The sequence below is a fragment of the Herbaspirillum sp. C7C8 genome (genome assembly GCF_022627875.1).
In the GTDB taxonomy this organism is placed as follows: Bacteria; Pseudomonadota; Gammaproteobacteria; order Burkholderiales; family Burkholderiaceae_D; genus Herbaspirillum.
In genome coordinates, this window is record NZ_JABXGG010000018.1 from 69,375 (window position 1) to 88,117 (window position 18,743).

The 18,743-nt window shown below is 65.0% G+C and carries 15 protein-coding genes; 7 read left to right on the top strand and 8 right to left on the bottom strand.

Translation table 11 applies throughout. From position 1 onward, the window contains the following. Positions 1 to 32 precede the first annotated feature (32 nt). A complete protein-coding gene (locus HWE01_RS18935) occupies positions 33 to 1,664 on the bottom strand; it encodes a GMC family oxidoreductase (RefSeq protein ID WP_241822574.1) in 1,632 nt (543 codons plus the stop codon). Positions 1,665 to 1,899: 235 nt separating this feature from the next. Here HWE01_RS18935 and ribA point away from each other — a divergent pair, with 235 nt between their 5' ends. The 3 genes from ribA to HWE01_RS18950 all read left to right on the top strand — a co-directional run bounded on the left by ribA (position 1,900) and on the right by HWE01_RS18950 (position 6,946). Continuing rightward, positions 1,900 to 2,586, top strand: a complete 687-nt coding sequence (gene ribA / locus HWE01_RS18940; RefSeq protein ID WP_008333841.1) for a GTP cyclohydrolase II — start codon at positions 1,900 to 1,902, stop codon at positions 2,584 to 2,586. 177 nt (positions 2,587 to 2,763) lie between these two features. After that, the gene (locus HWE01_RS18945) at positions 2,764 to 3,948 is read left to right on the top strand and encodes a CobW family GTP-binding protein (RefSeq protein ID WP_241822575.1); all 1,185 of its coding nucleotides are present in this window, start codon (positions 2,764 to 2,766) and stop codon (positions 3,946 to 3,948) included. Between the two features lie 157 nt (positions 3,949 to 4,105). After that, complete coding sequence (locus tag HWE01_RS18950) at positions 4,106 to 6,946, top strand: bifunctional diguanylate cyclase/phosphodiesterase (RefSeq protein ID WP_175344429.1); 2,841 nt, start codon at positions 4,106 to 4,108, stop codon at positions 6,944 to 6,946. A gap of 69 nt (positions 6,947 to 7,015) precedes the next feature. Here HWE01_RS18950 and HWE01_RS18955 read toward each other — a convergent pair whose 3' ends face one another. Beyond that, positions 7,016 to 7,951, bottom strand: coding sequence for an AEC family transporter (locus tag HWE01_RS18955; RefSeq protein WP_008333833.1), 936 nt, complete (start codon positions 7,949 to 7,951; stop codon positions 7,016 to 7,018). A 146-nt stretch (positions 7,952 to 8,097) separates the two neighbouring features. Between HWE01_RS18955 and mnmC1 the strand changes: the two genes are divergently transcribed. Further along, on the top strand, positions 8,098 to 9,975 hold the full coding sequence (gene mnmC1 / locus HWE01_RS18960; RefSeq protein WP_241822576.1) for an FAD-dependent 5-carboxymethylaminomethyl-2-thiouridine(34) oxidoreductase MnmC1: 1,878 nt from the start codon (positions 8,098 to 8,100) through the stop codon (positions 9,973 to 9,975). Here mnmC1 and HWE01_RS18965 read toward each other — a convergent pair. Continuing rightward, positions 9,950 to 10,276, bottom strand: a complete 327-nt coding sequence (locus HWE01_RS18965; protein ID WP_241822577.1) for a YXWGXW repeat-containing protein — start codon at positions 10,274 to 10,276, stop codon at positions 9,950 to 9,952. The genes mnmC1 and HWE01_RS18965 overlap by 26 nt on opposite strands. A gap of 224 nt (positions 10,277 to 10,500) precedes the next feature. Continuing rightward, positions 10,501 to 11,478, bottom strand: coding sequence for a helix-turn-helix domain-containing GNAT family N-acetyltransferase (locus HWE01_RS18970; RefSeq protein ID WP_241822578.1), 978 nt, complete (start codon positions 11,476 to 11,478; stop codon positions 10,501 to 10,503). Positions 11,479 to 11,722: 244 nt separating this feature from the next. Between HWE01_RS18970 and HWE01_RS18975 the strand changes: the two genes are divergently transcribed. Further along, on the top strand, positions 11,723 to 13,330 hold the full coding sequence (locus HWE01_RS18975) for an NAD(P)/FAD-dependent oxidoreductase (RefSeq protein ID WP_241822579.1): 1,608 nt from the start codon (positions 11,723 to 11,725) through the stop codon (positions 13,328 to 13,330). An 89-nt stretch (positions 13,331 to 13,419) separates the two neighbouring features. Here HWE01_RS18975 and phaP read toward each other — a convergent pair whose 3' ends face one another. The 3 genes from phaP to HWE01_RS18990 form a co-directional block, all read right to left on the bottom strand. Then, positions 13,420 to 13,989 carry a TIGR01841 family phasin gene (gene phaP, locus HWE01_RS18980; protein ID WP_008333823.1) on the bottom strand — a complete coding sequence of 190 codons (570 nt, stop codon included), beginning with the start codon at positions 13,987 to 13,989 and terminating at the stop codon, positions 13,420 to 13,422. A 239-nt stretch (positions 13,990 to 14,228) separates the two neighbouring features. Then, entirely contained in the window at positions 14,229 to 15,434 is a 1,206-nt protein-coding gene (locus HWE01_RS18985; protein ID WP_241822580.1) for a patatin-like phospholipase family protein, read from the bottom strand. Positions 15,435 to 15,564: 130 nt separating this feature from the next. Next, entirely contained in the window at positions 15,565 to 15,771 is a 207-nt protein-coding gene (locus HWE01_RS18990; RefSeq protein ID WP_008333821.1) for a DUF3717 domain-containing protein, read from the bottom strand. Between the two features lie 203 nt (positions 15,772 to 15,974). On the opposite strand from HWE01_RS18990, the gene HWE01_RS18995 reads away from it, so the two are divergent. Next, entirely contained in the window at positions 15,975 to 16,907 is a 933-nt protein-coding gene (locus HWE01_RS18995; RefSeq protein WP_034351512.1) for a DMT family transporter, read from the top strand. A gap of 12 nt (positions 16,908 to 16,919) precedes the next feature. Next, positions 16,920 to 18,254 carry a DUF2863 family protein gene (locus HWE01_RS19000; protein WP_241822581.1) on the top strand — a complete coding sequence of 445 codons (1,335 nt, stop codon included), beginning with the start codon at positions 16,920 to 16,922 and terminating at the stop codon, positions 18,252 to 18,254. Positions 18,255 to 18,263: 9 nt separating this feature from the next. Here the strand turns inward: HWE01_RS19000 and HWE01_RS19005 are convergent, their stop codons facing one another. Further along, positions 18,264 to 18,590: a hypothetical protein gene (locus tag HWE01_RS19005; RefSeq protein WP_008333818.1), complete on the bottom strand. Its 327-nt coding sequence runs from the start codon at positions 18,588 to 18,590 to the stop codon at positions 18,264 to 18,266. Positions 18,591 to 18,743 lie beyond the last annotated feature (153 nt).

The window sequence follows — 18,743 nt, forward strand, 5'->3', positions numbered from 1 at the left end:
GATTCATCCTTGCATTGCATTATCGAGCGAGGTCAGGCCGCTTCGGCATGCGCCTGGCTGGCGCGGATCATGTCGGCTGCCTTCTCGGCAATCATGATGGTGGGTGCATTGGTGTTGCCGCTCACCAGCGTGGGCATCACCGAGGCGTCGACCACGCGCAGACCGTGCAGGCCATGCACGCGCAATTGCGCATCGACCACCGCCATCGGGTCCGCACCCATGCGGCAAGTGCCTACGGGATGATAGATGGTGTCGGCGCGCCGACGGATCATGGCTTCCCATGCCGCCGCATCCATGCCCTCCCGGCCACCGAACAGTTCACGCCGGCAGTAGCGGCGCAGCGGTTCGGTCATGACAATGTCGCGCGCGATGCGGGCGCCCTCGATCATGGTCGGCAGGTCGCGCGGGTCGGAGAGATAGCCCGCATCGATGAGCGGATCGGCCATCGCATCGGCCGATTGCAGGCCCACACGCCCGCGCGAATGCGGGCGCAGCAGGCACATGTGCAGCGAGAAGCCATAACCGGCATGCAGCTTTCTTGCATGGTCATCGACGATGGCGATGCAAAAATGCAGCTGGATGTCGGGGCGATCCAGTCCGGTCCGCGTCTTGAGGAAGGCCGCGCCCTCGGCAAAGGGGGTGGCGATGAGGCCCTCGCCATGGCGCTTCCAGGGCAGCAGCTGGCCCAAGAGGCGCAGGCCGCCGACCACGCCCAGGCCGAAGTTGTCGGTGTCGCGGGTGGTCCATCCTTGCGTGAAATCGAGGTGATCCTGCAGGTTCTGCCCCACGCCGGGCAGGGCGTGATGCAGGGCGATGCCATGCGGCAGGATGTCCTCGGGCCGGCCCACGCCTGACAGTTGCAGCAATTGCGGCGAGCCGAAGGCCCCGGCGGCGAGGATGACTTCACGCGTGGCGCGCACCTGCGCATCCTGCTGCTGCTGGCGATAGGCCACGCCCACCGCGCGCTTTCCCTCGAACAACACACGTTGCGCGCGCACCTGGCGCAACACGCTCAGGTTGGGCCGTTGCCCCATCACCGGATGCAGGTAGGCCGCCGCCGCCGAGCAGCGCTCGCCACGATGAGCGGGCGTGTGGAATTGCGTGACCTGGTACAGGCCCACGCCTTCGTTGTCGCCGGTATTGAAGTCAGTGCACAGCGGATAGCCGCGCGCCTGCGCCGCCTCGATGAAGGCGCGCGTGATGGGGCGCGGGCGATTCTGTTCCGAGACTTGCAACGGGCCGCTGTCCCCGTGCCAGGCATCGGCTCCGCGTATATTGTTTTCGGATCGCTTGAAATAGGGCAGCACCGACTCCCAGTCCCAGCCAGGGCAGCCGGCCTGGGCCCAGCCATCGTAATCCTGGCGCTGTCCGCGGATGTAGAGCATGGCGTTGATGGCCGAGGAGCCGCCCAGGGCGCGACCGCGCGGCTGGTAGCCACGGCGGCCGTTCAGGCCCGGCTGGGGCGTGGTCTGCAAGGCCCAGTTGTTGAGCTTGCCGTAGCCGGGCAGCATGGCCACCACGGCCGCCGGGGTGCGCACCAAGAGGCTGTCGCCCTGGCCGCCGGCTTCCAGCAGGCAGACCGTGACGCCTGGATCTTCCGACAGGCGCGCGGCCAGTGTGGCACCCGCCGAGCCGCCACCGACGATGACGTAATCGAACAGCACGGTTGTCTCCCTTTTTTATCGTTGACCGGCTTTCAAGGGGATGCCGCCCTTGGGGCTGGCACCGTGTCCGGTGTGTCCCGGACTGGCTGGCATTATGAACCGGCAGGCAGCGTCTGTTCAAATTGCCTGCACGAATCGGACAATTGCCTTCACCGCAGCGGCCGCCGCGCTGAAATAAACCCGTGCGCAAGGTAAGATACGCGGTTCTGAGCATTCGATTCGAAAGCAGGTTGTCATGTCCTCACCGATCGCACCGGCCGCAGCCGCGCCGGAAGAAAAACTGGTTTTCGTCAGTTCGTGCAAGTTGCCCATGCCCTGGGCGACCTTCGAACTGCACGCCTTCTACGATGAAATTTCCGGCAAGGAACATCTGGCCCTGACCCTGGGCGAGGTCGGCAATGGTGAACCGGTCCTGGGTCGCGTGCACTCCGAGTGCCTGACTGGCGACGCCCTGTTCTCCCAGCGCTGCGATTGCGGTGCCCAGCTCGAAGCGGCCCTCAAGAAGATCGCCAAGGAAGGTCGTGGCGTACTGTTCTACCTGCGCCAGGAAGGGCGCGGCATCGGCCTGTTGAACAAGATCCGCGCCTACCACCTGCAAGACCAGGGGGCCGATACCGTCGAAGCCAATGAGCGCCTGGGCTTCCCCGCCGACATGCGGCGCTACACCATCGTGCTGCCCATGCTGGCGCACCTGAAGATCACCAGCCTGCGCCTGATGACCAACAACCCGCGCAAGGTCAAGGCGCTGGAAGACAGCGGCATTACGGTAGCCGAGCGCATTGCGTTGATCGCCAACCACAATCCCTTCAACATCGGCTACCTGGGCACCAAGGCGCGCAAGCTGGGCCACCTGCTGCCGGGGCTGGCCAAAACCGAAGAAAAGCCTGAAAAGGTGCCGCTGGACGCGCATGACAACGAGTAGATCGGCGTAGCTGTAAAACCAGGTAAAGATCGCGATCCCCGCCGGGCGCGGCTCACCGGCAGGACGGACCCTCGCGGTCCGTCTTTTTTTTGCCCGGCCGAAGCAGCCGGCTTGACGCATCGGGTAGCATGGCGGCTCGGTCGTCTATTTTGGTCCCTACTCATCCCGTTTCCCGCCATGAATCCATCCGTCCCCGCCGGCGCCGCGCCGATTCCCGTTTCCCTGCTGACCGGTTTCCTCGGCAGCGGCAAGACCACGCTGCTGAACCACCTCATCACCCAGCCGGAGATGAAGAACACCCTGGTCATCATCAACGAGTTCGGCGAGATCGGCCTGGATCACCTGCTGGTGGCGCACAGCCAGGAAGAGACCATCGTCGAGATGAGCAGCGGCTGCCTGTGCTGCACCATCCGTGGCGATCTCAAGAAAACCCTCAAGGACATCACCTGGCGCTTCGCCGAGGGCGGCGAGCGCAAGTTCGACCGCGTGGTCATCGAGACCACCGGCCTGGCCTCGCCCACCCCCATCCTGCATACCCTGATGACCGACGCCTTCATCTCGGCGCGCTATCGCCTCGATGGCGTGATCGTGACCGTCGATGCGGTCAATGGCATGGCGACCCTGGACAACCATCCGGAAGCCATCCAGCAGGCCGCCGTCGCCGACCGCCTGCTGCTGACCAAGACCGATCTGGTCGATGCCACCACGCTGTCGGCCCTGCAGGCGCGCCTGCGCACGCTCAATCCGGGCGCGCGCCAGTTGCAGCCGCAGGTCGGCCAGATCGCCGCTGCCGAGTTGCTCGATGCGGGCCTGTTCAAGCCAGGCGAGAAGATGCCGGACGTGGCCCGCTGGCTCAACGAGGAAGCCTTCGCCGAGCAGCAGGCGCATGCGCATCATCATCATGACCACGGCCATGCACACGGTCATCACGGTCATCACGATCACCATGATCATCATGATCATCATGGCCATGACCACGACGATCATGCCCATGACGTCAACCGTCACGATGACCACATCCGCGCCTTCTGCTTTACCTTCGACGAACCCATCGACCCGGTGCTCTTCGATGAGTGGCTGAGCCTGCTGGTTGGCTTCAAGGGCCCCAACATCCTGCGCATCAAGGGCATCCTCAATCTCAAGGGAGAGGACAAGCCGACCGTGATCCACGGCGTGCAGCACATCTTCCACCCCACCGCCACGCTGCCGCAATGGCCTTCGGAGGACCGCCGCAGCCGCATCGTCTTCATCACCCGCGATGTCGAGCGCGCCACCATCGAACGCTCCTTCGATGCCTTCATGCAGGCCCAGGCCATCGAACGTGCGGCACGCGAGCAGCGCCCGTCACCATCGGTATATTGAGCCTGAGCACACTCGACAAATGCGTTTGTTCCCGTGCGGCAACATGCGAGTTGCGTGCTGCGGGGTGGGTCCGATTAAAAATAAATGCGCTTTGACCGATAACGAGGGGAGTCCCGGATTATGATCGGGCTCTCCCAAGGGATATAACGAATCGTTTATGCAGCGTGTGATCAACAAGCTGGGGGCAACGTTGTCGGCATCGCTCACGCTGATGCTGGGTTTATGTGCCACCGCGACGGTGTTCGTCGCCACCAGCCATCTGGAAGAGGATGCCGTCCAGCTCGACTTCGAGCGTAGGGCGGGCCTGCGCGCCTTCACCATTCAGCGCGGGCTGGAAGAGGCGGTGCAGGTGCAGTCGGTGGTGAACCATTTCTATGCCACCGTAGGCGATCCTACGCGCGAACAGTTCGAGAGCTTCACCCGCCCGCTGCTGGAACGCTATCCCTACGTGCGCGCCTTCAGCGTGCAGCGCTTCGTGGCCGACGAGGACCGGCTGGTGTTCGAGGCCCTGCGCCAGGGCGCCAAGCCGGGTTTCGAGATCACCGCGCTCGATGGCGACCGGTCCGTGCGCGCTTCGCAGCAACCGACCTATCTGGTGGTCGACTATGTGGAGCCCCTGGCCGGCAACGAGGCTGCGCTGGGACTGGACGTCTCGCGCAACCCCGCCATCATGGGGGCGCTCGATGCCGCCGTCGTCAGCGGCCGACCCTCCTCCACCCCGCCCATCCGCCTGGCCCAGTCCGGCCCTGATGAACGCGGCCTGCTGGTGATCCAGCCGGTCTATCGCGGCGGCGTGCAGCCTACCGATACCGCCGCCCGCCGTGCACTGCTCATCGGCGATACCACGGCGGTGCTCGAACTCAACGGCCTGGTGCAGAAGATCCTCGATGGCGCCGGCCTGATGTCGGACCACGAGATCGGCTTGCGTCTCTACGTCGGCCGGCAAGCCGATCCGACCAACCTGGTCTACCACCATGACAGCCAGCCGCGCCCGACCCAGTGGCTGGACCAGCTCATCAAGCCTGGCAGCCTGTTCCGCCATCCCTCCACGACCGTCACCAGCTTTGATATCGCCGGCCAGAGCTGGCACATGGAGATCAGCATTCCACCGCGTTCGGTCTTTTCCGATCACTATGGCTCGTTGCTCATCGGCCTGGTCGGCGTGATCGCCTCGTTGCTGGGCGCGGCCTACATGCGGGCCTTGTCGATGCGCTCGCATCGGGTGCAGCAGCTGGTGGAAGACAAGACTGCCGAGCTGCGTACCACCAATGCCCTGCTGTCGGACGACATCAAGGCGCGCCGCCTGGCCGAACGTGCGCTGCGCCTGCGGCACCAGGCCATCGAAGCCAGTGCCAATGCCATCCTGATTCTCTCGGCCCAGGAGCCGGACTACGCCATCGAATACGTCAACCCGGCCTTTGCCCGCATCACCGGTTACAGCAGCGCCGAAGCCGTGGGCAAGAGCCTGCGTTTCCTGGAAGGCCGTGACAGTGATCCCGAAGGCTTCGAGACCGTCTGGATCGCCATGCGCGAACAGCGCGAACACAACGTCGTGCTGCGCAACTACCACAAGGATGGTTCGGAGCTGTGGAATGACTTCTACATCGCCCCGGTGCGTGACGAGGGCGGCCTGGTGACCCATTTCGTGGCGGCACTCTACGACATCACCTCGATGAAGCGCTACGAAGCCGAACTGGAATTCCAGGCCAGCCGCGATACGCTCACGGGCCTGATCAACCGCCACATGCTGCGTCATCACCTGGAACAGGCCATCGGCGCGGCCGAGCGCCAGAAGCAGGCTTTGTGGGTGGTGTTCGTGGACCTGGACCGCTTCAAGTTCGTCAACGACACGCTGGGTCACAAGGCCGGCGATACCTTGCTGCGCACCGTGGCCGGTCGCCTGCGCGCCGCCGTGCGCGAAGCCGATACCGTGGCGCGCCTGGGTGGCGACGAATTCATCATGATCCTGCCCGAGCAGGATGAACTCACGCTCGACACCCGCAGCCTGCAACGCATCATGGATGCGGTGGCCGCACCGGTCACGCTGGGCGGGCATACGCTGTTCATGACCTGCAGCATCGGCGTGGCCTGCTATCCCAACGATGGCACTGACGGCGAGACGCTCATCAAGCATGCCGACATCGCCATGTACCGTGGCAAGCAGACTGGTCGCAACAATTTCCAGTTCTACACGCCGGCCATGAACGAGCAGGCGCTGGAGCGTCTGCGCATCGAAGGCGACCTGCGCAATGCGCTGGATCACGGCGAGTTCCTGCTGCATTACCAGCCCAAGGTGGACCTGGCCTCGGGCCGTGTGGTGGGCAGCGAGGCGCTGATCCGATGGCAGCATCCGCAACTGGGCATGGTCTCGCCGGCGCGCTTCATCGGCCTGGCCGAAGAGACCGGCCTGATCCTGCCCATCGGCGCCTGGGTGCTGCGCACCGCCTGCACCCAGTGCCGCCAGTGGCAGCTGGCCGGGCATGAGGACATCAGCGTCTCGGTCAACCTCTCGGTGGGGCAGTTCCTGCAGAAGGACCTGGTCTCCTCGATTGCCGACGTGCTCGACAGTACCGGCCTGCCACCGGCCTCGCTGGAAATCGAACTCACCGAAAGCCTCATGATGACCGATGTCGAGCATGCCATCGGCATCCTGGCCGGCCTGAAGAAGCTGGGCATTCGCTTGTCCATCGATGACTTCGGCACCGGCTATTCCTCACTGGCCTACCTGAAGCGCTTCCCCATCGACGTGCTCAAGATCGACCGCTCCTTCGTGCGCGACATCACCATCGATGCCGACGATGCGGCCATCACCGCCTCCATCATCTCGCTGGCGCGCCACCTGAAACTGCGCGTCATTGCCGAAGGCGTGGAGACCGACGAGCAGCTGGACTACCTGCGCCACTATGGTTGCGACGAGATCCAGGGCTACCTGTTCAGCCCGCCGGTGGCGGCCGAGAAGTTCGAGCAGATCCTGCGGGAAGAGCGGGTGATTTTGTAATTTTTCTTCACGCCCGGTTTGCGAATCAGGCCGCACGGCAATCGCTGTGCGGCCTTGTTCATATCCGGCTCAATGATGCGCAATCCAGGCCAGGATCACGGCGATGGTGGGCAATGACAGCGTGGTGGAGATGAGAATGGCGCGCGACATGGCCGTGACTTCGCGCTGGTACAGCTCGGCCAGCATGAAGGGCCCGGTACCGATGGGCAGGGCTGCCAGCAGCACCGCGCTGTCGGCCCACAGGCGTGGCAGCGGCAGCAGCCAGTAAGCCAGCACGGCGGTGACGGCCGGTTGCAGCAGCAGCTTGAAGGCCACCAGCAGCCACACCGGTGCGCCGTCGCCGGCGCGTACCGGTTGCGCCAGGAACAGACCCAGCGAAACCAGCGCGCAAGGGCTGGCCGCACCCCCCAGGATCTTGAAGAACTGCTGCACGCTGCCGGGCAGGCTCACTCCGCTCAAGGCCACGATGATGCCGGCCACGGGGGCGATCATGATGGGATTGCGCAGCAGCGAGCGGCCCACCTTGGCAACGGTCTGCATCCACCCTGCCCGGGCATGCAGACAGCTCTCCAGCATCACGATGGCCACCGCGAAGAGCAGGCAGGCCGTCATCACCATGGCGATCACCGAGGGCGGCAAGCCTTCGTTGCCGAAGGCCAGGTAGCACAGCGGGATACCGATGAAGCCGGTGTTGGCATAGGAACTGCCGAGGCTGTCGATGATGACGTCGGGCGCTGCCGCCTTCTGGCGCAGGCGCAGCCAGGCCGTCAGCAGGAATACCACGGCCACGCCGATGGCGAAGACGGCGATGAAGCGCAGGTTGGCAAAATCGGTCGCCTTCAGGCGCGACATGGAATCGAACAGCAGCGCCGGCAGTGCCAGCCAGATCACGAAGCGGTTCAGTTCGCTGGCCGCGCCCGCCGAGAGGATGTGGCGCTTGCGGCAGATCCAGCCGAGGAAGATCAGCGAGAAGATCGGAAAGACGATGTTGAAGATGGCGAGCATGGCGTTGCGCAGCCATGCTGCGGGGCTGGTTGATCGGCGAGGGCCCAGACTAGGGAGAGCGCTACCCTTTGTCAAGGCGCAATGCCGCACGCAAGCGGGAGCGTAGAATGGCGGCCTTCTCTGATTTATCCACAGGGCTTTTCAAGATGCCTGCGCGTCCTCTTCAACTTGCCTCCCCGGAACTGCTGGCTGCCTGGCGTGCCGAGGCCGATACCGTGGTACGGGCGCTGCAGCCGGTGCCGGACTGCCTGCACGAACAGCACAGCGCCACCGTGCTGGACCTGCATTTCGGCCTGGGTCATGCCTTCTTCGCCACCTGGCATGCCTTTGCCCGCCAGCGCGCGCTGGGGCAGGGTGCGGCCCGCCTGCATTACATCGCGATCCTGCCGCATCCGCCGCAGGTCGAGGCGCTGCATGCCGATCTGACTTATGCACAGGCCTTGCGCGCGGCATGGCCCTTGCCGCTGCCGGGCACACACCGCCTGCTGCTCGATGAAGGGCGCCTCACGCTCACCCTGGTGTGGGGCGCGCTGGAAGAGGAGCTGGCGCGGCTGGAGGCGCCGGTCGACCTGTTCTACCTCCATGCCGATCCGTCCCGCTTCGACCCGGCCGCATCGCCCTGGCATGCGCATGCCTGCAAGCGGCTGGCGCGCCTGGCCTGGACCGGCGCCCGGGCGCTGGTGTTCGGCGCAGCCGGGCAGGCAGCGCTGGTGGCGGCGATGCGGCAGGTCGGTTTCCATGGACAAGCGCGGGACGGTGCGCTGGCCTTGCGCTATGCGCCGGCCTGGGCACGTCCGGCCACCCACGTGGCGCGGATCGACACGCCTTTGCGGCGCGATCCCGTGCATGAGCGCCACGCCCTGGTGATCGGTGCCGGGCTGGCCGGTACCGCCGCCGCCGAGCGGCTGACGGCACGCGGCTGGTGCATCGATCTCATCGATGCCGGGGCGCAGGTCGCCACGCGCGCCTCCGGCAATCATGGTGGCCTGTTCATGCCGGCGCTGGCACGTGACGACAGTCCGCTGGCCCGGCTCACGCGCGCAGCCTTCCTGTTCGCTTCGCAGCGTCTGGACGATCTGGGCGGCGTGGGTTTGGAGGAGGGCACGGCCATTCGGGGCGAGCGCTGCGGCATTCTGCAGTTCGGTCGCGATGCCAAGCAGGCCGTCTCCTTCGAACAGGGGGCGCAGCAGTGGCAATATCCGCCGCGCTATGCCCGCTGGATGAGCGCCGAGCAGACGGCTGCGGCGCTGGGCATGCCGACCATGGGCGGTGGCTACTTCTTCCCGGAAGCGGGCTGGCTCAATCCGCCCTCGGTATGCCGCCGCTTGCTGGCGGTGGCGCAGGCGCAAGCAGAGGTGCGCACGCATTTCGGGCGTGCCGTCGCCCGTCTGGTTCGCGTGGACGACCAGTGGCAGGCACGGGATGCCGACGATGTGCTCATTGCACAAGCGCCGCTGGTGATACTGGCGGCGGGCGCCCAGGCGCGTGCGTTGCAACAGGCGGCGGGCTTGCCCTTGGCGGCGGTGCGCGGGCAGGTGACGCACTTGGCGGCAGCGGATTTTCCCGACCTGCCGTATGCCCTGTGTGGCGATGGTTACCTCACGCGTCCCTATGCTGGTCAAGTCTGCATGGGTGCAAGCTATGATCGTTTCGACGATCCGGCCCTGCGCGCCGACAGCCACGCCGGGAATCTGGCCCGCCTGCAGCACATGCTGCCGCAGATCGCGGCGCACCTGTCCCTGCCGCAAGCGGATGCCCATCTGGCGGGCCGGGTCGGCCAGCGCTGCATCGCACCGGACCGCTTGCCGCTGGTGGGCGCCTTGCCCGGGCAGGATGGCCTGTACGGCCTGCTGGGCTATGCCTCGCGCGGCTTGATCTGGGCGCCGCTGATGGCCGAGCTGCTGGCCGCGATGCTCGAGCGCGAGCCCTTGCCGCTGCCCCGCGAGCTGGTGGCGGCGCTGGACCCGGCCCGCTTCGGCGCGGACTCAGCCAGGGCCATCAACGTACCCAGTGACCCGGAATGAAGACCCAGCCGCGCCCACGGGGTTGCCAGTGGGCCGGTTCATAGCGGGCGTAGTCGCGGCGCACGCGCTCCCAGTGGCCGCCGACCCAGAGATGGCGATGACCGTTCCACGCCCAGTAGCCGGGCGCCCAGGCATAGCCGTGGCGCGGCGGCGGCACTGCCTCGTAGCGCGGGGCGGGGGGCGGTGTGCCGATGCGCACGTCCACCCCGACTACCTGCGCCTGGGCGGCAGGGGATAGCGCCGCAGTGGCGCAGAGGGTGGTGAGAAGAGCGAAGGCTAAGCGAGTGGTCTTGGTTTTCATGTCGGGCTCCTGCAAGGTGGTGTTGCGTGGATGCAGCGCGCGCCGCGAGGGCCACGCTGTGAAACCACTCTAGGAGCCGGGCTTCTTTAAGACTGTAATGTTGTGTTTCCAGTTGTGTCCGTGCGTAGCGCTGGCCCGTGTGGCTATCCCGAAGCGCGTTCCGTACCGGGCAATTCCGGTAACAAATCGCGGCACATCGATACATGCCGCGCGCCATCCTCCGCTCATCTCTTGCGTGCCGGACGCACGTAACGTTGCTCAACCACGCGGCTTCCCCACTGCTGGCCGGGCGATTCCTCGGCCAGCGCGAAGCCGGCGGACAGATAGAGGTGGCGTGCCGCGTCCAGTCCCTGAAACGTCCACAGATAGCAGGCCAGACGATGGGCATCGACGAAGGCCATGGCCTGTTCCAGCAGGCGCCGCCCCACGCCGCTGCCGCGCAGGCTGCCATCGACGATGAACCAGCGCAGATGCGCTTGCCGGCGTTGCAGATCGCCATCGATCACGATGGAGGCCAGGCAGCGCCCATGCTCGATGTGGGTCCACAGTTGCTTGCCCGCATGGGGCAGCGTTTGTACGAAGGCGCCCAGTTCGCTGGCGACCTTGTGCTCGAAGAACACGCCGAACCCGGCGGCCTCGGCGTAGTAACGCGCGTGCAGGCTGGCAATATCTCCGATGCAGCCGGGCTGGTAGCCGGTGCTCAATGGCGCCGTCGCGCCTTTGGCCGGGCGCGGTGCGGCATTGGGATTGTCGCGCGACAGGGCTTCCGAATACAGCGCCAGCGCACGCACCAGGCCCTGCTGGTCTTCCGGCAGGATGCGCCGCAAAGCCCCGGAGACCTGATCGGTGGCGAATTTGTCGATCTTCTTGCGCAGCGCCTGCCCGTCCTCGGTGAGCGCCAGGCTGAAGGCGCGCCCGTCGCCTGGCACCGGGCTGCGGCGCACCAGCCCCAGCGCCTCCAGCTTGGCCAGCTGGCGGCTGGTATTGGACTTGTCCAGATACAGCAGTTCGCCCAGCTCCCGCGCCTGCAGGCCCGGTCGCAGCCCGATCTCGATCAAGGCATGGACCGCCGAGGGCGCCAGGTCGCTGCCGGCCAGGGTGCTGCGCATGAAGCCCAGCTCACGCACCAGCTTGCGCGAGAGCTCGCGCAACTGGCGGATGGTCTGGTCACGCGGGGGAGAGTGCAGGCCATCGTAGTCCATGGCGATATCCTGTAATGGTTGCGAAGTGCAATCAATGTACCGCGAGATGATTGCGTTACGCAACTTGTCTGGCCGCAGTTGGTACGACCGTTGTGGCACCCGCGCAACTGGCGTGGGCCGCTTGGGAGCGCCTGCCGGGGTGGAGTAAAATGTCGCCTTTCGCGCAGCCTTCCGCCGTGATCTCACCGGCCATCGTGGCCTGCGCCACCGCCTGCACCCCCAGTCTTGTTGAAAGTCCCCGCACATGTTGCGCATCTCTGAACTGACCCTTCCGTTGAGTCATACGGAAGAAGAATTGAACGCCGCCATCCTCGACCGCCTGGGCATCCCGGCTGAGGAGCTGGTGTCCTTCACGCTGTTTCGCCGCAGCTACGATGCCCGCAAGAAGACGGCCATCACCCTGAACTACACCATCGACGTTGAAGTGAAGGACGAGGCGGCCGTCCTGGCGCGCCATGTCAAGACCACCAATGTCGGCCCCACGCCCGATACCTCCTACCACTACGTCACGCGCGCTCCTGCGACCATCAAGAAGCGTCCGGTGGTGATCGGCTTCGGTCCCTGCGGCCTGTTTGCGGCGCTGATCCTGGCCGAGATGGGCTTCAACCCGATCATCCTGGAACGCGGCAAGACCGTGCGCGAGCGCACCAAGGACACCTGGGGCCTGTGGCGCCAGCGTGAGTTGAAGCCGGAATCGAACGTGCAGTTCGGTGAGGGCGGCGCCGGCACGTTCTCCGACGGCAAGCTCTACAGCCAGGTCAAGGACCCCAAGCACTATGGTCGCAAGGTGCTGGCCGAATTCGTGGCCGCCGATGCGCCGCCGGAGATCATGTATGTCAGCAAACCCCACATCGGTACCTTCCGCCTGGTCAAGATGATCCAGCTCATGCGCGAGAAGATCGAGAAGCTGGGTGGGGAATTCCGTTTCGAGCAGCGCGTCGAGGATGTGCTCATCGAAGATGGCCAGATCCGTGGCCTGACGCTCAATACCGGCGAACAGATCGAAGCCGACCACGTGGTGCTGGCCATCGGCCACAGCGCCCGCGATACCTTCGAGATGCTCTACGAACGCGGTGTCTACATCGAGGCCAAGCCGTTTTCCATCGGCTTCCGCGCCGAGCACCCGCAGTCGCTGATCGACAAATGCCGCTTCGGCCCCGGTGCCGGTCATCCCATCCTGGGCGCGGCCGACTACAAGCTGGTGCACCATGCGTCCAATGGTCGCTCGGTCTACAGCTTCTGCATGTGTCCCGGTGGCACGGTGGTGGCGGCGACTTCCGAGCCGGGCCGGGTGGTCACCAACGGCATGAGCCAGTATTCGCGCAACGAGCGCAACGCCAACAGCGGCATCGTGGTGGGCATCTCGCCGGCCGACTATCCGGGCCATCCGCTGGCCGGCATCGCCTTCCAGCGCGAGTGGGAAAGCCGCGCCTACGAACTGGGCGGGGCCAACTACAATGCGCCGGGCCAACTGGTGGGCGACTTCATCGCCAATCGTCCCTCGACCCGGCTGGGCAGCGTGGAGCCGTCCTACAAGCCCGGCGTGACCTTGGGGGATCTGAACCCGTCGCTGCCCAAGTACGCCATCGATGCCATCCGCGAGGCGCTGCCGGCCTTCGAGAAGCAGATTCGCGGCTACTCCATGCACGACGCCGTGCTGACCGGCATCGAGACGCGTACCTCTTCACCGATCCGCATCAAGCGCGATGACCACACCCTGCAGAGCCTCAATACCAAGGGCCTGTATCCGGCGGGCGAGGGCGCCGGTTATGCCGGCGGCATCATGTCGGCGGCCATCGACGGCATCCGCGTGGCCGAGGCGCTGGCGCTGGATATCGTGGCGCAGTCCTGATGCGCTGATCCACGCTCTGGATCACTCAATGCAAAACGCCGCTCCGGTTGCCCGGGGCGGCGTTTTGCTGTTACGGCCAGAAGTGAAGATTACTTCTTGGCGCGGGTCGAAGCGACGGTCTTTTCAGCCACAGCGGTGAACTGTTTGGTCGCATTGGCCAGGTTGGCTTCCAGGGTTTCCACGGCTTGCTTGGAGTTCTTGGACAGTTGCTCGTAGGCAGCGTTGGCGTTGGTGAGGGTCGCCTTCAGGATCGAGACGGCCTGCTCCGAACCCGGGGGCGCATTCTTGCTGATCTCGTCGATCAGGGCCGACAGCTTGCGGCTGGTTTCGGAAATCTGGGCTTCGGCCGCCTTGGTGAATTCAGCCTGAGTCGAGGACACGATACCGGCCAGGTGACGGCTGTAGGCGGTGGCCTTTTCAGCGCCCGGCTGGGCTTGCGCGGCGGCCAGCGCCAGCAGTTCCTGCGGATCCTTGGCGCCGGCCAGCTGCTTGGCGGCGGCGGTGGCTTCTTCCAGGGTCGCCTTGGTGGCCGACAGGTTCAGTTCAACGATCTTTTCCACGCCTTCGAAGGCCTTGGCGGTCAGGTTGTTGATGAGGTCCAGGTGGGCTTGCAGATTGGCCTTGGTAGCGGCGGAAAACTGATCTTGGTACGAAAACATGTTCATCTCCTAAGTGATATGACAAATGAGCTTGCCGACGAGCGTGACGATCAAAACAATCGGCGTTCGAGCGCGGCTTTCGACCAGAATCAACTAACAATCATGATTTGTGCGCCGCAACAATTCCTATTTTATGCACTTCTTTGGTGAAATCAAGTGTTATTTGTGCGTCGCACAAAAATAATGCCCGGCGCCGTGGGGATTATGCGACGTCGTGCCCGCTGCGGCTTTGCCCGCGATCAAGCCGAACGGTCGGCCGTTTTCTCCGGACGGACATGGGTATCACCACCGGGCAGGTCGTGGACCACGATGCCGGTATCGCTTTCTCCGAACGGGCAAGCCCGGCCCAGGGCGACGGCACGCAGGCCATCCTCATAACCTTGTTCCCAGCGCCACATGACCGAGCCCTTGGCGAAATTGACGTCCTTGGAGGCCATGTTCCAGTCGCGTCCTGCATAGGCCAGGCGCACGATGTGGATGGTGCTGTCGGCACCCAGTTCGGCCATCATCTGGCGATCCTGCTGGGTCAGCAGATCGGCGGGCAGGCGCTTGTAGAGTGCATGGGCAGCGCGCCGCAGGCGGTATTGCTGGAGATAGGCGTCGATGTGACGCTGCGAGCGCGAGGCGAAGGTGACATCCTTCTCGCGCGTTTGCACTTCTTCCAGCGTACGCGGTTCAGGGCCGTCGGCATGCCACAGGTCCACCATCATGCACAGCAGGTTGCTGCGCGCTTCGTCATTGAGTACGGCTTCCAGGGGCGTGTTGGAGTACAGGCCGCCGTCCCAGTACAGTTCGCCCTCGATGCGCACCGGGGCAAAGCCCGGGGGCAGGGCGCCACTGGCCATGACGTGCTCCGGCCCCAGGGGGCGCTTGCGCGAATCGAAATTGACCAGCGTACCGCAGGTGACCTTGACTGCCGAGACCGTCATGCGGATGCCCGAGGGGCCGTTGAGGTAATCGAAGTCGACCAGGCGCGAGAGTGTCTGGCCCAGTTCAGCCGTGCTGTAGAAGCTGGCCTCGTCGGGCGGCACCGGCAGGCCCAGCGCGAAAGCGTTCAGGGGACGCGGCCGGAAGAAACCGGGCGCACCGCGCAGGAAGGTGTCCAGCGTGGTCAGTCGCGTGGCCCAGGGGCGCAGGGTGTCCGGCACCTGGCGCAGGTCGAACAGGTCGGGGTGGGCCACCGTTTCCCAGAATTCGCGCAGGCGCGCGATGCGGGTTTCGCGCGGGTTGCCGGCAATCAAGGCGGCGTTGATGGCACCGATGGAGGTGCCGACCACCCAGTCGGGCGTCAGGTCATGTTCGTGCAGGGCCTGATAGACCCCGGCCTGGTAGGCACCCAGCGCACCGCCCCCCTGCAACACCAGCGCCACGCGCGGCCTGGTGGCCACGGCGCCAGCGGTCTTGCGGCGTGGGGAGGGGGGTGACTGATCCTGATCCTTGCGCATCGTTCTTCCTTTCAGGGATACCGGGTGGATCCGGCAACAACGTGAAGGTTCTGCAATTGCAGAGGCCCTAGGATAACGCGCTTACAAGGAAGTGACCGTCACTGTACGCGGGCGTACGAAAAACCGCAGCTTAGCTGGCCAGCCAGGCTTCGATCAATTGGCGTGCCTGGGCATCGATCTGCTCCAGGTCCACTTCATGGCGGCGATGGAAGATCATCATCGCGTACAGGCCCGCCAGGGCATTGACTTCCGGGGACAGTGCGCACTCCTCTCCGCTGGCCGGGCGCTGCTGGCGCCAGTAGTTGATTGCATCTTCGAGTTCGGTGAGGGTGAGCATGGCGGTATTTCTTGATAGAGACGTAAGGTGAAACGTCGCGGCATTCTAACCGATTTCAGTGTCCGATACTGGTTGAAAACACAGTATGGCCGGGCTTGTCGTGTTGGCATCGGATCCAGCATGCCGTGCACGAGCGGTTAAAATGCGGGCTGACAAGAGAGGCAATCCCGCCTGTCGTGTCACCCACACTTGCCCTCTCCAACATGAGCTACACCCCCAGCCGCCCCATGGGCTACGGCTGTCTGATCCTGAGCATGTCCCTGGTCGGCGCCTACGTCGCGCTGACCAAGCCGCTGGCGGCGCTGCTGCCGGTGTTCCTGCTGGCCTGGCTGCGTTTCGCCATCGGTGCGGTGGCCATGCTGCGCTGGCTGAAGAAGCCGGCCGATGAAAAGCCGCTCTCCACGCAGTCGCGCTGGCTGGTCTTCCTCGAATCCTTCCTCGGCAATTTCCTCTTCACGCTGTGCATGATTACCGGCGTGTCGATGACCAATGCAGTCTCGGCGGGCGTGATCATGTCCTCCATCCCGGCCGTGGTGGCGGTGATGAGCTGGATCTTCCTCAAGGAAAAGATCAGCCTGCGCGTCTGGGCTGCGGTGGCCTGCGGGGCCATCGGCATCGGCTTGCTGTCCCTGGCCAAGGATGGCCACGGCGCTGCCGCCGCACCTGGCGGGCAGACCGCCTGGCTGGGCAACGTGCTGGTGTTCTGCGCCGTCCTGTGCGAGGCCGCCTATGCCGTCATCGGCAAGAAGCTGACCACGGTCCTCACGCCCAAGCGCATCAGCGCCGTCATCAACCTGTGGGGGCTGCTGCTGATGACCCCCATGGGCTTGTACACGGCACTGCATTTCCATTTCTCCAGCGTGCCGCTCAACATCTGGTTGCTGCTGGTCTTCTATGCGCTGGCCGCGAGCGTCTGGACGGTATGGTTGTGGATGACCGGACTGAAGGTGGTGCCGGCTGCACGTGCTGGCGTCTTTACCGTGATGCTGCCGGTCTCGGCCGCCGTGGTCGGTGTGCTGGCGCTGGGTGAAAGCCTCTCCGCGCTGCAGGCCGGCGCCTTCGCCGTGGCCCTGGCCGGGATGTTCCTGGCCACGCTGCCGGGCCGCAGCGCGGCCGACAAATTACCGCTGAACTGAGCGAGGAAAAAAGTGAATCAAGCCAAACGCCCATCAGGCAAACCACAGTCTCCGGGAGCCAGGAAGCCCGCGCCGGGCCAGGCCAGGCACCCTCCCAAGCCGGCGCCTGCCGGCCCGCTGCGTGACAAGCCCAAGACCCACGTCTCCACTGAAGCCGCGCGTCGCCGCCAGCATCAGGCGCATGCCGCCTCACAGACCATGGACGAGGACGAACTGCGGGTGCAGCAGATGGTCGCACTGGCCAGTGCCGTCGCCGCCGATGCTCCGGACCGTGCGGGCCGTCGTGTCGGGCAGGATGAACTGGAGCGCATGGTGCGCCACGCCTTGCGCGAGCGCGATGATGACACCCTCTACGAAGCACTGGAGCAACTGCGCTACGACGATACGCGCGGCCATGCTTTTCTGCGCGAGGTGGTCGAGGAGAGCGCCGACATCATCGTGCTGCGACGGGGCGAGAAGGAACTGGAAATCAATGCCTTCCTGATCCCCTTGCTGGCCCGCACGCGTGGTGGCCTGCGCGAGGACCTGGCCATGGCCGATGGCGATGCCTTCGACGCCCTGCGCGAAAGCATCCAGCAGGCCGGTCTGGAAAGCCCCAAGGCGCGCGTGGTACTGGTGCATCACCTCTACCACCCGCAAGAGATCAACGCCTTGAGCTTCAGTGAAGTGGAGGCCATGAACCGGGATGCCTTCGCTTCGCTGACCGACAAGAAGATCCTGAGCGTGCCGGCCATCGAGCGCAGCATGCGCGGCTGGCCGGCCAGTCATTTTGCGGCCGATGACGAGGCGCTGGAACTGCGCTTCCTGCTGGGCTTTTCGCTCAAGGACGTGAATGATCCCTTCTACGCGATTCCGCAAGAGGAAGCCGCCGCAGATGCTTACTTCGAATCGCGCGCGCAACGGTTCCGCCAGTGGAGCCAAGAGATCACGCCGCTGATGCAGCAATGTCTGACCGGGCAATCCGGCCAGGCTGCGCAGTGCCAGCTGCATTTCCTGTACCAGGATCTGTTCCATGGCGCCAAGCACACCGGCAATGGTGAGTACCGCACCTTGCAGATGCTTTCCGAACTGGAAGCAGGATTGGCACAGTCCGGTGCGCAGGCGGCAGCGGCCACCGCCTTCCTGGCACTGGTGGACGAGGACGAGCAGACTACGCTGCAAGTCGTGCTGCGCAGTGCAGAGGCGACGTTGGCGCAGTCGGAGCATGCGGTGGAGGGCAATCTGCAGGCCCTGCTCTTGGATGCAGCCGATGCCGTGAGCTCGCTGGGCGTGTCCGCGCTGCGTCTGGCCGATGGCTTCGATGCGGATGGATTGCCGCTGCGCGCACGTGATTTCCCGGCGGCCTGAGCGGCCTGATCAGTCCAGCAAAGCTTGCAGGCTGGTTCCAGCGGGCTGGCAGCGGAAGTACAGCTCCACCTGCATCGGACGCCAGCCACGGATGAGCTGGCGCAGGTCGGCCCGCATCTGCTGCTTGCCGCAGAATGCGTTGGCCTTTTCGCGGGCCGCCGAGGTCAGGGCCGGAATGGACATGGTGTAGCTCACGCCCGTGGCCGAGACCATGTACAGGTCGTCGCGCCCGGCGCTGACTTCGCTGAAGTTGGCACAGCCGCCCAGAGCGGCGGCACCGAGGCAGGCTGCGAGCAGGCCGCCGGTGCGGCGATGATGATGACGTTCAATGCGCATGAGATCCCCCGTTATGCTCGTGACGCGTGCGGTGCGCCGAATTGCCCTGCGGCATCAACGCGACAGGCCAAGCCTACGCGCGCGCCAGGCTCCGCTGGCGGCGGCTTACCCGGTTTTACCCGGATACCGTGGCTGTAAAAAAATCTTCAATGA

Coding starts and splice junctions, on each gene's coding strand:
- mnmC1 (WP_241822576.1), top strand. CDS start 8,098: ATGCCTGCGCGTCCTCTTCAACTTGCCTCCCCGGAACTGCTGGCTGCC.
- HWE01_RS18975 (WP_241822579.1), top strand. CDS start 11,723: ATGTTGCGCATCTCTGAACTGACCCTTCCGTTGAGTCATACGGAAGAA.
- HWE01_RS18955 (WP_008333833.1), bottom strand. CDS start 7,951: ATGCTCGCCATCTTCAACATCGTCTTTCCGATCTTCTCGCTGATCTTC.
- HWE01_RS18995 (WP_034351512.1), top strand. CDS start 15,975: ATGAGCTACACCCCCAGCCGCCCCATGGGCTACGGCTGTCTGATCCTG.
- ribA (WP_008333841.1), top strand. CDS start 1,900: ATGTCCTCACCGATCGCACCGGCCGCAGCCGCGCCGGAAGAAAAACTG.
- HWE01_RS18950 (WP_175344429.1), top strand. CDS start 4,106: ATGCAGCGTGTGATCAACAAGCTGGGGGCAACGTTGTCGGCATCGCTC.
- HWE01_RS18990 (WP_008333821.1), bottom strand. CDS start 15,771: ATGCTCACCCTCACCGAACTCGAAGATGCAATCAACTACTGGCGCCAG.
- HWE01_RS19005 (WP_008333818.1), bottom strand. CDS start 18,590: ATGCGCATTGAACGTCATCATCATCGCCGCACCGGCGGCCTGCTCGCA.
- HWE01_RS18985 (WP_241822580.1), bottom strand. CDS start 15,434: ATGCGCAAGGATCAGGATCAGTCACCCCCCTCCCCACGCCGCAAGACC.
- HWE01_RS18970 (WP_241822578.1), bottom strand. CDS start 11,478: ATGGACTACGATGGCCTGCACTCTCCCCCGCGTGACCAGACCATCCGC.
- HWE01_RS18945 (WP_241822575.1), top strand. CDS start 2,764: ATGAATCCATCCGTCCCCGCCGGCGCCGCGCCGATTCCCGTTTCCCTG.
- phaP (WP_008333823.1), bottom strand. CDS start 13,989: ATGTTTTCGTACCAAGATCAGTTTTCCGCCGCTACCAAGGCCAATCTG.
- HWE01_RS18965 (WP_241822577.1), bottom strand. CDS start 10,276: ATGAAAACCAAGACCACTCGCTTAGCCTTCGCTCTTCTCACCACCCTC.